The organism is Aeromicrobium sp. UBA7512, assembly GCF_002476985.1.
In the GTDB taxonomy this organism is placed as follows: Bacteria; Actinomycetota; Actinomycetes; order Propionibacteriales; family Nocardioidaceae; genus Aeromicrobium; species Aeromicrobium phoceense.
In genome coordinates this window covers 18,528-32,907 of the sequence record NZ_DLNK01000002.1, presented here as the reverse complement: position 1 = coordinate 32,907, position 14,380 = coordinate 18,528, and the positions used below count along the sequence as shown (strand labels likewise).

Here is a 14,380-nt window from a genome sequence, read left to right as displayed (position 1 = left end):
GGGGTCAGGGGATGTCGTGCGGCGGAAGGTCGTCCGGCGCCCCGACCTCCAGCCGCTCGCCCCGGCGGCGGCTGAGGAAGTACATCGGCACCGACAGCACGAGACCGATCACCAGCAGGATCCCCGCGATCTCGTACTGCTCACCCGGCCGGCCCGAAAGCGGCGTCACGAGGTAGACGCACGTCACGATGCCGAGCACCGCGATCGGCGCCCGGGTCGAGAAGTGGGAGTGCTCGACGGTGTCCTTGCGCAGCACCAGCACGGCGGTGTTGACGACGGCGAAGACGGCCAGCAGCAGCAGGCTCGTCGTGCCGCCGAGAATGGCGACCGCCTCGGTGCTGGCGTTCGAGACGTAGGCGATCAGGCCCAGCGCCAGGCCGGTGGTCAGCGCGATCGACGCCCAGGGCGTCTGGCGCTTGCTGATCTTCGACAGGCTCCGGGGGATGATGCCCTGCTTCGCCATGCCGTACAGGAGCCGGCTGGCCATCAGCATGTTGATCAGGGCCGAGTTCGCGACGGCGAACATCGAGATGAACGGCAGGATCTGGTCGATCGGGACGCCGGGCGCGCCCTGCTCGACCACGGTGACCAGCGGGGTGTCGTTCCCGGCGAGCTCCCCGATGGGCACGATCGCCACGGCGCAGATCGACACGAGGATGTAGATCACGCCGGTGACTCCCAGGCCGGTCAGCATGATCTTGGGGAAGATGCGGTTCGGCTCGTGGCACTCCTCGGCCATGTTGACGGCGTCCTCGAAGCCGACCATCGCGAAGAACGCCAGCGAGGTGGCGGTGGTCGCCGCGAGGAACACGTTCTTGTCGTCGGGCGTCTCGAACGCGACGACCGCACCCCAGTCGGCGTTGCCGCCCGCGATCGCCCAGAGGCCCACCATGATCACCAGGAGCAGGCCCGAGAGCTCGATGAGCGTCAGCACGACGTTGGTCTTCACGCCCTCGCTCACGCCCCGCAGGTTGATGGCCGCGATCAGGAACATGAATCCGAGCGCGATGAGCATGATCTCGAAGTTCGACGCCTCCCAGTCGAAGCCCACGGCGAGGTTGGCCGCGAACGCGCGTGCCGCGGTGGAGGCGGACGTGATGCCCGAGCACATCACGGTGAAGGCCACCATGAACGTGAACAGGTGGATGCCGAAGGCCTTGTGCACGTACAGCGCGGCGCCGGCGGCCTGCGGGTACTTCGTCACCAGCTCGAGGTACGAGAGCGCCGTCAGCAGCGCCACGCCGAAGGCGACGAGGAACGGCAGCCATGCCGCGCCGCCGACCTCCGCCGCGACCTGCCCCGTGAGCGCGTAGACGCCCGTGCCGAGGATGTCGCCGATGATGAACAGCAGTAGGAGCTTGGGTCCGAGGACCCGCCTGAGCTCGGTGGGCTGGTCGGTGCTGGTGGCCATGGCTCCCCCTACGTAGGTTGCCTACACCTTCGTCCCACGCGCCCGAAACGGCAACCGGGCACGGATCCGAACCCCGGACCGATATCGTGTGCGGGTGAGACTGATGCGGGGAATCCGCTCGAAGGTGGTGTCGTCGCTGGCCCGGCGGCACGTCGCCAAGCGCGGAATCGACCTCGCGAGCTTCTCCTTCATCCCCGAGCCCACGAAGGCCCCGCTCCAGCGGATCGGCGTCGACCCGGTGCCCGAGATGGCCCGACTCCGGCGTGAGGAGCCCCTGCACCGGCTCGACCTGCCGTTCGACTTCACCGCCTACCTGGTCACCGGGTACGAGGAGTCGCGTCAGGTGATGACGGCGCGCGACACGTACTCCACCGACATCCGCCACCTGTTCTCCGGTGACGGTCCCGCGACGTCGGACGACATCGGGGGACTGGGCTTCACCGACCCTCCCGTGCACACCCGGCTGCGGAAGATCATCACGCCGGAGTTCACGATGCGCCGGCTCGCGCGCCTGGAGCCGATGATCGAGCAGATCGTCGACCGTGCCCTCGACGACCTCGAGGCGGCCGGCCCCCACGTCGACCTCGCGAAGACCTTCGCGTTCCCGATCCCGTTCAACACGATCTGCGCGCTGCTGGGTCTGGACTACGAGGACACGCAGGCCTTCTCGAAGCTGGGCAGCGCCCGCTTCGACGCGACCAACGGGGGAGCGGCGGCCTTCGGCGCGGTCTCCGAGCAGCGCGAGTTCCTCTTCGACGCGGTCGCTCGCCAGCGCAAGGAGCCCGGACCCGGGCTCATCGGCCAGATCATCCGCGACGAGGGCGAGCTGATCAGCGACCGCGACCTCGCGGGACTCGCCGACGGCGTGTTCACCGGTGGCTACGAGACCACCGCGGGGATGATCGCGCTCAGCACCATCATGCTGTCGAGGGACCGCGCCTACGCCGATCTGGTGCGATCGGGCAACCGCGAGACCCTCGACCGGGTCATCGAGGAGCTGCTGCGCTACTTCGCCGTCGTGCAGGTCGCGTTCCCGCGCTTCGCGAAGCAGGACATGGACCTGTTCGGGACGAAGGTGAAGGCCGGCGACGTCCTGCTGGTCTCCCTGAGCAGCGCCAACCGCGACGAGTCCAGCGCCGGCGCGGGCGCCGACGCCTTCGACCCGCTCCGGATTCCCACGAGCGGCCACCTGGCGTTCGGCCACGGCATCCACCGGTGCATCGGCGCCGAGCTGGCCCGCATGGAGCTGCGCATCGCGCTGCCGAAGCTGCTGCGCCGCTTCCCGGACCTGAGCCTGGCCGTCCCCGAGTCCGAGCTGGAATTCCGCCAGCTCAGCTTCGTCTTCGGCATCGAGTCGCTCCCCATCACGCTGGCCTAGCAACCACGCCGGACGTCATACGGTGCGGTCGTCATGGCGACCGACTCGTATGACCTAAGCGGCTCAACCATGGCGAAGCAGCCGCAGGCTACCAACCCCGGGCGCGCCAGTCCGGCAGGCTCGGTCGCTCAGCGCCCAGAGTGGAGTCGTCGCCGTGGCCCGGGTAGAACCACGTGTCGTCGTCGAACCGGGCGAACAGCTTGGACTCGACCTCGCCGCACAGTCGCATGAAGTCGTCGGGCGACCACGTGCGGCCCACGCCCCCGGGGAACAGCGAGTCGCCGGTGAACAGGTGGGTGACGCCGTCGGGGTCGTCGTACACCAGCACGATCGAGCCGGGCGTGTGCCCGACGACCTCGATCACCTCGAGCTCGCACGAGCCGACCCGCACCCGAGCGCCCGTGCGGACCCGGACGTCGACCTCGACGGGCAGCTCGTCCGCGTCGTCCTCGCCCGCGACGGTCTCGGCGCCGGTGGCGTCCACGACCTCGGCGAGCGCCTGCCAGTGGTCGGCGTGCCGGTGGGTCGTGATGACGCGCGCCAGACCCCGATCGCCGACCAGCTCCAGGAGCCTTCCGGCCTCGTCCGCGGCGTCGATCAGCACCTGCTCTCTGGTGAGCGCGCATCGCAGCAGGTAGGCGTTGTTGGCCATCGGTCCCACGGCGATCTTCGTGATCACCAGGTCGCCGGCCTCGCGGGTGTCGGGCGCGCCGCCGACCGTGACCTCTCCCGTGTACGTCATGGCCTCGACCCTACTCGTCGGGAGGTTTCTGTCAGGGCACCTCAGTACGCTGGACAGGTGAACGATCGTCTCGTGGTGAGGGGTGCGCGCGAGCACAACCTCAAGGATGTCTCCGTCGATCTGCCCCGTGACTCACTCATCGTGTTCACGGGCCTGTCGGGGTCGGGCAAGTCGTCCCTGGCGTTCGACACCATCTTCGCCGAGGGCCAGCGCCGCTACGTCGAGTCCCTCTCGGCGTACGCCCGCCAGTTCCTGGGCCAGATGGACAAGCCGGACGTCGACTTCATCGAGGGCCTGTCGCCCGCGGTGTCGATCGACCAGAAGTCCACCTCGCGCAACCCGCGGTCCACCGTCGGCACGATCACCGAGGTCTACGACTACCTCCGCCTGCTCTACGCGCGCGCCGGCCGGCCCCACTGCCCCACGTGCGGCGAGCCCATCGCCCGCCAGACGCCGCAGCAGATCGTCGACCGCATCCAGGACGACGAGGAGGGCACCCGCTTCCAGGTCCTCGCCCCGGTGATCCGCGGCCGCAAGGGCGAGTACCTCGAGCTCTTCCGCCAGCTCCAGCAGTCTGGCTTCAGCCGCGCGATCGTCGACGGCGAGATGATCATGCTCGCCGACGAGCCGCCCAAGCTGGCGAAGCAGAAGAAGCACACGATCGAGGTCGTCGTCGACCGCCTCACGGTCAAGCCGTCGTCCAAGCAGCGCCTCACCGAGTCCGTCGAGACGGCACTCGGCCTGGCCGACGGCATCGTGATCATCGACTACGTGGGCCTCGACGAGAAGGACCCGGCGCGCCGTCGCCGCTTCTCCGAGCGCCTCGCGTGCCCCAACGACCACCCGCTGCAGGTCGACGAGCTCGAGCCGCGCTCGTTCTCCTTCAACGCCCCGTACGGCGCGTGCCCCGAGTGCCACGGCCTCGGCTCGCGCAAGGAGGTCGACGCCGAGCTCCTGGTCCCCGACCCCGAGAAGACCCTCGCCGAGGGCGCGATCACGGCGTGGACCTACACCCAGGTCTCCGACTACTTCCTGCGCCTCATGCGCTCGCTCGGCGACGAGCTCGGCTTCGACGTCGACACCAAGTGGGCCGACCTGAAGCCCGAGTTCCAGGACGCGCTGCTGAACGGGCACTCCACGAAGGTGCACGTCCAGTACAAGAACCGCTACGGCCGCCAGCGGTCGTACTGGGCCGAGTTCGAGGGCGCGAAGGCGTTCGTCGAGCGACGCCACGCCGAGACCGACTCCGACACCAGCCGCGACCGCCTCGAGGGGTTCATGCGCGAGGTCCCGTGCCCCGCGTGCGGCGGCACCCGCCTCAAGCCCGTGATCCTGGCCGTCACGCTCGAGTCCGAGCGCTTCGGCGCCAAGAACATCGCCGAGCTCTGCCACCAGTCGATCGCCGAGGCGGCCGACTTCCTGCAGGACCTGGTGATGAGCGATCGCGAGCGCCAGATCGGCGAGCGTGTGCTCAAGGAGATCCACGAGCGCCTGCGGTTCCTGCTCGACGTCGGCCTCGACTACCTGGCGCTGGATCGCGCCGCCGGCTCGCTGTCGGGCGGCGAGGCCCAGCGCATCCGGCTCGCCACCCAGATCGGCGCCGGCCTCGTCGGTGTCCTGTACGTGCTCGACGAGCCGTCGATCGGCCTGCACCAGCGCGACAACCACCGCCTCATCGAGACGCTCGTGCGCCTCAAGAACCTGGGCAACACGCTCATCGTGGTCGAGCACGACGAGGACACCGTGCGCGCCGCGGACTGGGTCGTCGACATCGGCCCCGGTGCGGGCGAGCACGGCGGTCAGGTCATCGTGTCCGGCCCCGTCGAGGACCTGCTCAACAGTCCCGACTCGCTCACCGGCGCCTACCTGTCGGGTCGCCAGTCGATCCCCGTTCCGGAGGTCCGTCGCCCCCGCGACAAGGGCCGCCAGCTCGTCGTGAAGGGCGCCCGCGAGAACAACCTCAAGAACGTCGACGTGGCCTTCCCTCTCGGCCAGCTCGTCTCGGTCACGGGCGTCTCCGGCTCGGGCAAGTCCACGCTGGTGAACGACATCCTCTACACGTCGCTCGCCCGCCAGATCTACAAGGCGCGCACGATCCCGGGTCGCCACCGCACCATCGAGGGCACCGACCAGGTCGACAAGGTCATCCACGTCGACCAGTCGCCGATCGGGCGCACGCCGCGCTCGAACCCGGCCACCTACACCGGCGTCTTCGACCACGTCCGCAAGCTGTTCGCGCAGACGCCCGAGGCGAAGATGCGCGGCTACCAGCAGGGCCGCTTCTCGTTCAACATCAAGGGCGGCCGTTGCGAGGCCTGCCACGGCGACGGCACGATCAAGATCGAGATGAACTTCCTGCCCGACGTCTACGTGCCGTGCGAGGTCTGCCACGGCGCCCGGTACAACCGCGAGACGCTCGAGGTGCGCTACAAGGGCAAGACCATCGCCGAGGTGCTCGACATGCCCATCGAGGAGGGCGTCGAGTTCTTCGAGGCCATCCCCGCGATCGCCCGCCACCTGCGCACCCTGGTCGACGTCGGCCTGGGCTACGTGCGCCTGGGCCAGCCCGCGCCCACGCTGTCCGGCGGCGAGGCGCAGCGCGTGAAGCTGGCCTCCGAGCTGCAGAAGCGCTCCACCGGCCGCACCGTCTACGTGCTCGACGAGCCCACGACGGGCCTGCACTTCGAGGACATCCGCAAGCTCCTCATCGTGCTGCAGCGCCTCGTCGACACCGGGAACTCGGTCATCGTCATCGAGCACAACCTCGACGTCATCAAGGCCTCGGACTGGCTCATCGACATGGGCCCCGAGGGCGGCAGCGGCGGCGGCACGGTCGTCGCGCAGGGCACCCCCGAGGACGTGGCGGCACATCCCGACTCGCACACCGGCCGGTTCCTCAAGCCCCTCCTGTCATGAGCGGGTGGGGGAGCGACCGTGGCTGATCCGTCCACCTACCGGCCGCGGCCGGGAGAGATCCCGACCAGTCCGGGCGTCTACAAGTTCCGCGACGAGCAGGGGCGGGTCATCTACGTCGGCAAGGCCAAGAGTCTGCGGCCGCGCCTGAGCTCGTACTTCCAGGACCTCGGCAACCTGCACCCGCGCACGCACCAGATGGTCACCACCGCCGCGTCGGTGGAGTGGACCGTCGTCAACACCGAGGTCGAGGCGCTGGCGCTGGAGTACTCCTGGATCAAGGAGTACGACCCGCGGTTCAACGTCAAGTACCGCGACGACAAGTCCTACCCGTGGCTCGCCGTCACGGTGGGCGAGGAGATCCCACGCGTCCTGGTGATGCGCGGAGCCCAGCGCAAGGGCGTCCGGTACTTCGGTCCCTACGGGCACGCCTGGGCGATCCGCGACACGGTCGACACCCTGCTCCGCGTGTTCCCGATGCGCTCGTGCAGCGCCGGCGTCTTCAAGCGAGCCAGGGCGGCGGGCCGACCGTGCCTGCTCGGCGACATCGGGAAGTGCTCCGCGCCGTGCGTCGGGCGCGTCTCCCCGGAGGAGCACCGCGACATCGTCGACGACTTCCTCTCCTTCATGGGTGGCCAGACCGCCGGCTTCGAGCGGGGGATCGAGCAGCGCATGCGCGACGCCGCGGCGTCGCAGGAGTACGAGCTCGCCGCCAAGTACCGCGACGACCTGATGGCGATGCGCCGTGTCCTGGAGAAGCAGTCGGTCGTCCTGGGCGACGGCACCGACGCCGACGTCCTCGGCTTCGTCGACGACCCGCTCGAGGTCGCCGTCCAGATCTTCAACGTCCGCGGCGGTCGCATCCGCGGCCAGCGCGGGTGGGTCGCCGACAAGGGCGACGACGCCGGGCTCCCCGAGCTCGTGCAGAACGCCCTGATGACGCTGTACGCCGACGTCGTACCCTCCGCGATCCCGCGTGAGGTGCTCGTCCCGGCGCTGCCCGCCGACCACGAGGCGGTCGCCGAGCTGCTCACCGAGCGCCGCGGGGCGAAGGTCACGATCCGCGTCCCGCGCCGGGGCGACAAGCGGGCGCTGCTCGACACCGTCGAGCAGAACGCGAAGCAGGCGATCGCGCGCCACAAGCTCAAGCGCTCGGGCGACCTCACCACCCGCAGCCGGGCCCTGGAGGAGATCCAGATGGCCCTCGACCTCCCGTCGCCGCCGCTGCGGATCGAGTGCTTCGACGTCTCGAACCTCCAGGGCACCGAGATCGTGGCGTCGATGGTGGTCTTCGAGGACGGCCTGCCGCGCAAGTCCGAGTACCGGCGCTTCACCGTGCGCCACGAGGGCCAGAGCGACGTCGCCGCGATGCACGAGGTCATCACGCGCCGGTTCGCCCACCACCTGCGCGCCCTGGAGCGCCAGGGCGACGCCGAGCCGGGCATCGATCCCGAGACGGGCAAGCCGCGCCGGTTCGCCTACGCGCCGTCGCTCGTCGTGGTCGACGGCGGTCCGCCGCAGGTCGCCGCCGCGCAGCAGGCGATGGACGCGCTCGGCATCAAGGACGTCGCGCTCTGCGGTCTGGCCAAGCGGCTCGAGGAGGTGTGGCTGCCCGACGACGAGGATCCCGTGATCCTGCCGCGTACCAGCGAGGGGCTCTACCTGCTGCAGCGCGTGCGCGACGAGGCCCACCGCTTCGCGATCACGCACCACCGCCAGCGGCGCAGCAAGTCGATGGTCGAGAGCCTGCTCGATCCGGTGCCCGGCCTCGGCGACAGCCGGCGTCGTGCGCTGATGAAGCACTTCGGCTCGCTCAAGAAGCTGCGCACCGCGACCGTGGAGGAAATCACTGTCGTGCCCGGGATCGGCCCCGCTACGGCAGAATCCATCGTGGCGGCGCTCCACGAGGGAGAACCGCCGGCGCCGGCCGTGAACATGGCCACCGGCGAGATCCTGGAGGACTGAGACCGACCATGACCAAGCTCACCGAGTTCGTCCTCGTCACCGGGATGACCGGCGCGGGCCGCAGCACCGCGGCCAAGGCGCTGGAGAAGCTGGGCTACTACGTGGTCGACAACCTGCCGCCGGGCATGCTCGACGAGCTGGTGTCCTCCGTCGACGCGGCCGAGGACATCGACCGGCTCGCGGTCGTGGTCGACTCGCGCTCCCGCACGTTCTTCTTCGGCCTGGTCGACGCGATCGAGTCGGTCCTCGACCTCGGCGTGCGGGTCCGCACGCTCTACCTCGAGGCCTCCGACGAGGTCCTCGTGCGGCGCCAGGAGGCGGCACGTCGACCGCACCCACTGAGCCGCCAGGGTCGCCTCATGGACGGCTTCGTGCGCGAGCGCGAGCTGCTGCGCACCATCCGCGGCCGTGCCGACATCGTCATCGACACCAGTCGTCTCAACGTCCACCAGCTGGCCCACCGGGTCCGGCAGGCCTTCGAGGTCGAGGACGAGCGCGGCCTCCACGTCACGATCGTGTCCTTCGGCTTCAAGTACGGCATCCCGATCGACGCCGACATGGTGGCCGACATGCGCTTCCTGCCCAACCCCTTCTGGGTCGACGAGCTGCGTCCCCTCAGCGGCCAGGACGCCGCGGTGGCCGAGTACGTCCACCGGCAGGAGCGCTCGCAGGAGTTCCTCGACCGGTACGTCGAGCTGCTCTCGATGATCACGAACGGGTTCCTGCAGGAGGACAAGCTGTTCCTCACCGTCGGGATCGGCTGCACCGGCGGCCGCCACCGCAGCGTGGCGATGTCCGAGGCGCTCGCCGACCGGCTGCGGGCCCGTGACGTCCGCACACTCGTCGTCCACCGCGACCTGGGCCGCGAATGACGCAGGCGCGGTCCGGGGGCCCCGCCGTCGTCGCCCTCGGCGGCGGGCACGGCCTGGCCGCCACGCTGTCGGCCCTGCGCCAGGTCACCACCCGGCTCACGGGCATCGTCACGGTCGCCGACAACGGCGGCTCGTCCGGTCGCCTGCGCACCGAGCTCGGCATTCTGCCTCCGGGCGACCTGAGGATGGCGCTGGCCGCGCTGTGCGGCGACGACGACTGGGGCCGCGCGTGGGCCGAGGTCCTGCAGCACCGGTTCGGGGGAGACGGTCCGCTGGCGGGCCACCCCGTTGGCAACCTGCTCCTGGCCGCGCTGTGGGACATGGAGCGCGACCAGGTGGCGGGGCTCGACCTCGTCGCGGAGCTGCTGGGCGCGCAGGGACGCGTGCTGCCGATGGCCAACGTGCCGCTCGACATCGAGGCCGACGTCGACTTCGGCCCGCCCGAGCGGATCGAGCTGGTGCGCGGCCAGGCCGAGGTCGCCACCACGCCCGGCCGGATCCTGGGGGTTCGGCTCGACCCGGGCGACCCGCCGGCCTGCCCCCAGGCCGTCGCCGCGCTCGAGACCGCAGACTGGGTCACGATCGGACCCGGCTCGTGGTTCACCAGCGTCATGCCCACCCTGCTGGTGCCGCAGCTGCGCCAGGCCCTGCTGCGCACGCCGGCGCGCCGCTGCCTGGTCCTCAACCTCGTGGCCCAACCCGGAGAGACCGAGCACCTCACGCCGGAGGAGCACCTCGACGTCCTCGCGGCCCACGCTCCCGACCTGCGCCTCGACGTCGTCGTGGCCGACACGTCGGCGGCCCGCGACGTCGACGCTCTCGCCCGCGGAGCCGCCCGGCTGGGGGCTCGGCTGGTGACGGCCGACGTGCGCGCCGCCGGGCAGTCGGGCCAGCACGATCCGGCCGCGCTGGCCGAGGTCTTTGCCACCACGTTCGCCCCCGCGTCACCAGCACAGGCATAGAGTGGCCCGAGCGGACATCTCGGGACGCTGGAACTGGAGGCTGATGAAGCGATGGCGATGACGGCACAGGTCAAGGCGGAAGTGGCCCGGATCCCGGTGACGAAGGCATGCTGCCGCAAGGCCGAGGTCTCCACGATCCTGCGCTTCTCCGGAGGCCTGCACATCGTCTCGGGCCGGATCGTGATCGAGGCCGAGCTCGACACCGCCGCCGCCGCCCGCCGGCTGCGCCAGGAGATCGCCGAGGTCTACGGGCACGAGAGCGAGATCATCGTCCAGCAGGGCGCCGGCGTCCGCAAGACCACGCTCTACGTCGTGCGCATCGCCCGGGGCGGCGAGCTCCTCGCCCGCCAGACCGGCCTCGTCGACGGCGGCGGCCGCCCCGTCCGTGGTCTCCCGCCGCAGGTCGTCTCGGGTCCGTCGTGCGATGCCGTCGCCGCGTGGCGCGGTGCGTTCCTGGCCCGCGGCTCCCTCACCGAGCCGGGCCGCTCGTCGGCACTGGAGATCGGCTGCCCCGGCCCCGAGGCTGCGCTCGCGATGGTCGGTGCCGCGCGTCGCGTCGGCGTCTCGGCCAAGGCTCGCGAGGTGCGTGGAGGCGACCGCGTCGTCATCCGCGACGGCGAGGCCATCGGTGCGCTGCTGACCCGCCTCGGCGCCCACGAGACGCTGCTGGCCTGGGAGGAGCGCCGGATGCGCCGCGAGGTGCGCGCCACCGCCAACCGGCTCGCCAACTTCGACGACGCCAACCAGCGTCGCTCCGCCCGCGCCGCGGTCGCGGCCGGGGCTCGCGCCCAGCGCGCGCTCGACATCCTCGCCGACGAGGTCCCCGACCACCTGCGCATGGCCGGCGAGCTGCGCGTGCAGCACCGCGAGGCCAGCCTCGAGGAGCTCGGCCAGCTGCACGATCCGCCGCTGACGAAGGACGCGATCGCCGGCCGCATCCGCCGCCTGCTCGCGATGGCGGACAAGCGCGCCCACGATCTGGGGATCGACGACACCGAGGCGGGGCTCAACCCCGATCAGTACGCGGACGGCTGACCGATCCCGAGGGGCGACGCCCGGTGCATTCGACCGGGGGACGTCGGTAGGGTGAGGACGTAATCGAGTCTTCACCCGGCAACTCAGGAGCAACCGTGACTGTTCGCGTAGGTATCAACGGATTCGGCCGCATCGGTCGTAACTTCTTCCGCGCGGTGCGTGCCGCCGGCGTCGACGTCGAGATCGTGGCCGTCAACGACCTGACCGACAACAAGACGCTGGCCACCCTGCTCAAGTACGACTCGATCCTGGGTCGCCTCGACGCCGACGTGAACTTCGACGACACCGCGATCTACGTGGGCGACCAGAAGATCGTCGCCTTCGAGGACCGCGACCCGGCCAACCTCGACTGGGCCTCGGTCGGCGCCGACATCGTCGTGGAGTCCACCGGCTTCTTCACCGACGCCACCGCGGCCAAGGCGCACATCGACGGCGGCGCCAAGAAGGTCATCATCTCGGCCCCGGCCAAGAACGAGGACATCACGATCGTCATGGGCGTCAACGACGACCTGTACGACCCGGCCTCGCACACGATCATCTCCAACGCCTCGTGCACCACGAACTGCCTCGCGCCGATGGCCAAGGCCCTCAACGACGGCATCGGCATCGAGCGCGGCCTGATGACCACGATCCACGCCTACACGCAGGACCAGAACCTCCAGGACGCGCCGCACAAGGACCTGCGCCGTGCCCGCGCCGCCGCGCTGAACATCGTCCCCACCTCCACCGGTGCCGCCAAGGCCGTCAGCCTCGTGCTGCCCGAGCTGAAGGGCAAGCTCGACGGCTACGCGCTCCGCGTGCCCACGCCCACCGGCTCGGCCACCGACCTGACCTTCACGGCCAGCCGTGAGACGTCGGTCGAGGAGATCAACGAGATCGTCCGCAAGGCCGCCGAGGGCTCGACGTACCTCAAGTACAACGAGGACCCGATCGTCTCCACCGACATCGTCACCGACCCGCACTCGTGCATCTTCGACGCGCCGCTGACCAAGGTCACCGGCGACCTCGTGAAGGTCGTCGGCTGGTACGACAACGAGTGGGGCTACTCGAACCGCCTCGTCGACCTCGCCGCGCTCGTCGGCAAGTCGCTCTGAGCTCCCTCGTGAAGACGATCGACGACCTGGGCGACCTGAAGGGCAAGCGCGTCCTGGTCCGCAGCGACCTGAACGTGCCCCTCGACGGTGCCACCATCACCGACGACGGCCGCGTGCGGGCCAGCGTCCCGACGATCCAGAAGCTGGTGAAGAAGGGCGCCCGCGTCCTCGTCGCCGCGCACCTGGGTCGGCCCAAGGGCGCGCCCGACCCGCAGTACTCGCTGTCGCCCGTCGCGATCCGGCTGAGCGAGCTGCTGGGGGAGAGCGTGCGCTTCGCGTCCGACACCGTCGGCGTGGACGCCCAGCGGACCGTGCAGGAGCTCAAGGACGGCGAGGTCGCCCTGCTGGAGAACGTCCGGTTCAACGCCGGCGAGACCAGCAAGGACGACGCCGAGCGCGGCGCCTTCGCCGACGAGCTGGCGGCCCTGGCCGACGTCTTCGTGTCCGACGGCTTCGGCGTGGTGCACCGCAAGCAGGCCAGTGTCTACGACGTGGCCCAGCGCCTGCCCGCCGCGGTGGGCGGCCTCGTGCAGGCCGAGGTCGAGGTCCTGCAGCGGCTCACGGCGTCGCCCGAGCGGCCCTACGCGGTCGTCCTGGGCGGCTCCAAGGTGTCCGACAAGCTCGGCGTCATCGACCACCTCCTCACCAAGGCCGACACGCTCGTGATCGGCGGCGGCATGGTGTTCACGTTCCTCGCGGCCCAGGGCCACGGGGTCGGGAAGTCGCTGCTGGAGCAGGACCAGATCGACGTCGCCAAGGGCTACCTGGATCGCGCCGAGCAGCTCGGCGTGTCCATCGTGCTGCCCACCGACGTCGTCGTGGCGCCGGAGTTCGCGGCCGACGCCCCGGCCACCACGGTCTCGATCGACGCGATTCCGGACGACCAGATGGGTCTGGACATCGGGCCCGAGTCGGCGAGCGCGTTCGCCGAGGTCATCCGAAGCGCGAAGACGGTGTTCTGGAATGGCCCGATGGGCGTGTTCGAGATGGCGGCCTTCGCGGCCGGCACCCGCACCGTCGCGCAGGCCCTCACCGAGGTCGACGGACTGTCGGTCGTCGGTGGTGGCGACTCCGCCGCCGCCGTGCGCCAGCTCGGCTTCGAGGACTCCCAGTTCGGCCACATCTCGACCGGTGGCGGCGCGAGCCTGGAGTACCTCGAGGGCAAGACCCTGCCCGGACTGGCCGTACTGGAGGAGTCAGCATGACGCGTACGCCGCTGATGGCGGGCAACTGGAAGTCCAACCTGAACCACCAGGAGGCGGTGGTCCTCGTCCAGAAGCTGGCGTGGACCCTGTCGGACAAGAAGCACGACCACGCCAGGAGCGAGGTCGTGGTGATCCCGCCCTTCACCGACCTGCGCAGCGTCCAGACGCTCATCGACGGCGACAAGCTGCCGATCGGCTACGGCGCGCAGGACGTCTCCGCGCACGACGGTGGCGCGTACACCGGCGAGATCTCCGCGGCGATGCTGGCGAAGCTCGGCTGCTCGTACGTCGTCGTCGGCCACTCCGAGCGCCGTGAGTACCACGCCGAGTCCGACCAGCTCGTGAACGAGAAGGCCGCCAAGACGCTCGCCGCGGGCATGACGCCGATCGTGTGCGTCGGCGAGGGCCTCGAGGTCCGCCAGGCCGGTGAGCACGTCGCGTACACGCTCGCCCAGGTCGACGGCTCGCTGGCCGGCTTCACGGCCGAGCAGGTCGCCGGACTCGTCATCGCGTACGAGCCCGTGTGGGCCATCGGCACCGGTGAGGTCGCCACCCCCGAGGACGCCCAGGAGGTCTGCGCGGCCATCCGTGGACGCCTGGGGGAGACCTGGGGTACCGAGGCGGCCGACCAGACCCGTATCCTTTACGGCGGATCGGTCAAGGCGGCGAACGTGGCCGCGATCATGGCGAAACCCGATGTCGACGGAGCGTTGGTCGGCGGGGCGAGCCTGGTCGCGGAGGAGTTCGCCGGGATCGCCCGGTTCTACGACATGCCAGACCTCCAGGGGTCCTGACCGAAGGGA

The 14,380-nt window shown here is 70.3% G+C and carries 11 protein-coding genes; 9 read left to right on the top strand and 2 right to left on the bottom strand.

The window, feature by feature from the left end; all coding sequences use genetic code 11:
* Positions 1-4: 4 nt before the first annotated feature.
* The gene (locus tag B2363_RS01030; protein WP_286927834.1) at positions 5-1,411 is read right to left on the bottom strand and encodes an APC family permease; all 1,407 of its coding nucleotides are present in this window, start codon (positions 1,409-1,411) and stop codon (positions 5-7) included.
* A 103-nt stretch (positions 1,412-1,514) separates the two neighbouring features.
* On the opposite strand from B2363_RS01030, the gene B2363_RS01025 reads away from it, so the two are divergent.
* A complete protein-coding gene (locus B2363_RS01025) occupies positions 1,515-2,789 on the top strand; it encodes a cytochrome P450 (protein ID WP_286928034.1) in 1,275 nt (424 codons plus the stop codon).
* Positions 2,790-2,877: 88 nt separating this feature from the next.
* On the opposite strand, the gene B2363_RS01020 is transcribed toward B2363_RS01025, so the two are convergent.
* Positions 2,878-3,531, bottom strand: a complete 654-nt coding sequence (locus B2363_RS01020) for an MBL fold metallo-hydrolase (RefSeq protein WP_286927832.1) — start codon at positions 3,529-3,531, stop codon at positions 2,878-2,880.
* Positions 3,532-3,588: 57 nt separating this feature from the next.
* Between B2363_RS01020 and uvrA the strand changes: the two genes are divergently transcribed.
* The 8 genes from uvrA (at position 3,589) to tpiA (ending at position 14,371) form a co-directional block, all read left to right on the top strand.
* Positions 3,589-6,447 (top strand): excinuclease ABC subunit UvrA, encoded by a 2,859-nt coding sequence (gene uvrA / locus B2363_RS01015; protein ID WP_286927829.1) that lies wholly within the window; start codon positions 3,589-3,591, stop codon positions 6,445-6,447.
* Between the two features lie 18 nt (positions 6,448-6,465).
* A complete protein-coding gene (gene uvrC, locus B2363_RS01010) occupies positions 6,466-8,409 on the top strand; it encodes an excinuclease ABC subunit UvrC (protein WP_286927828.1) in 1,944 nt (647 codons plus the stop codon).
* A gap of 8 nt (positions 8,410-8,417) precedes the next feature.
* Positions 8,418-9,281: an RNase adapter RapZ gene (gene rapZ / locus B2363_RS01005; protein WP_286927827.1), complete on the top strand. Its 864-nt coding sequence runs from the start codon at positions 8,418-8,420 to the stop codon at positions 9,279-9,281.
* Positions 9,278-10,243, top strand: coding sequence for a gluconeogenesis factor YvcK family protein (locus tag B2363_RS01000; protein ID WP_286927825.1), 966 nt, complete (start codon positions 9,278-9,280; stop codon positions 10,241-10,243). The genes rapZ and B2363_RS01000 overlap by 4 nt, the downstream gene beginning before the upstream one ends.
* A 51-nt stretch (positions 10,244-10,294) precedes the next feature.
* The gene (gene whiA, locus B2363_RS00995; RefSeq protein ID WP_181755597.1) at positions 10,295-11,278 is read left to right on the top strand and encodes a DNA-binding protein WhiA; all 984 of its coding nucleotides are present in this window, start codon (positions 10,295-10,297) and stop codon (positions 11,276-11,278) included.
* A gap of 95 nt (positions 11,279-11,373) precedes the next feature.
* Positions 11,374-12,372, top strand: coding sequence for a type I glyceraldehyde-3-phosphate dehydrogenase (gap, locus tag B2363_RS00990; protein WP_286927822.1), 999 nt, complete (start codon positions 11,374-11,376; stop codon positions 12,370-12,372).
* Positions 12,373-12,380: 8 nt separating this feature from the next.
* Positions 12,381-13,577: a phosphoglycerate kinase gene (locus tag B2363_RS00985; RefSeq protein ID WP_286927821.1), complete on the top strand. Its 1,197-nt coding sequence runs from the start codon at positions 12,381-12,383 to the stop codon at positions 13,575-13,577.
* Positions 13,574-14,371 (top strand): triose-phosphate isomerase, encoded by a 798-nt coding sequence (gene tpiA / locus B2363_RS00980; RefSeq protein ID WP_181755600.1) that lies wholly within the window; start codon positions 13,574-13,576, stop codon positions 14,369-14,371. The genes B2363_RS00985 and tpiA overlap by 4 nt, the downstream gene beginning before the upstream one ends.
* Positions 14,372-14,380 lie beyond the last annotated feature (9 nt).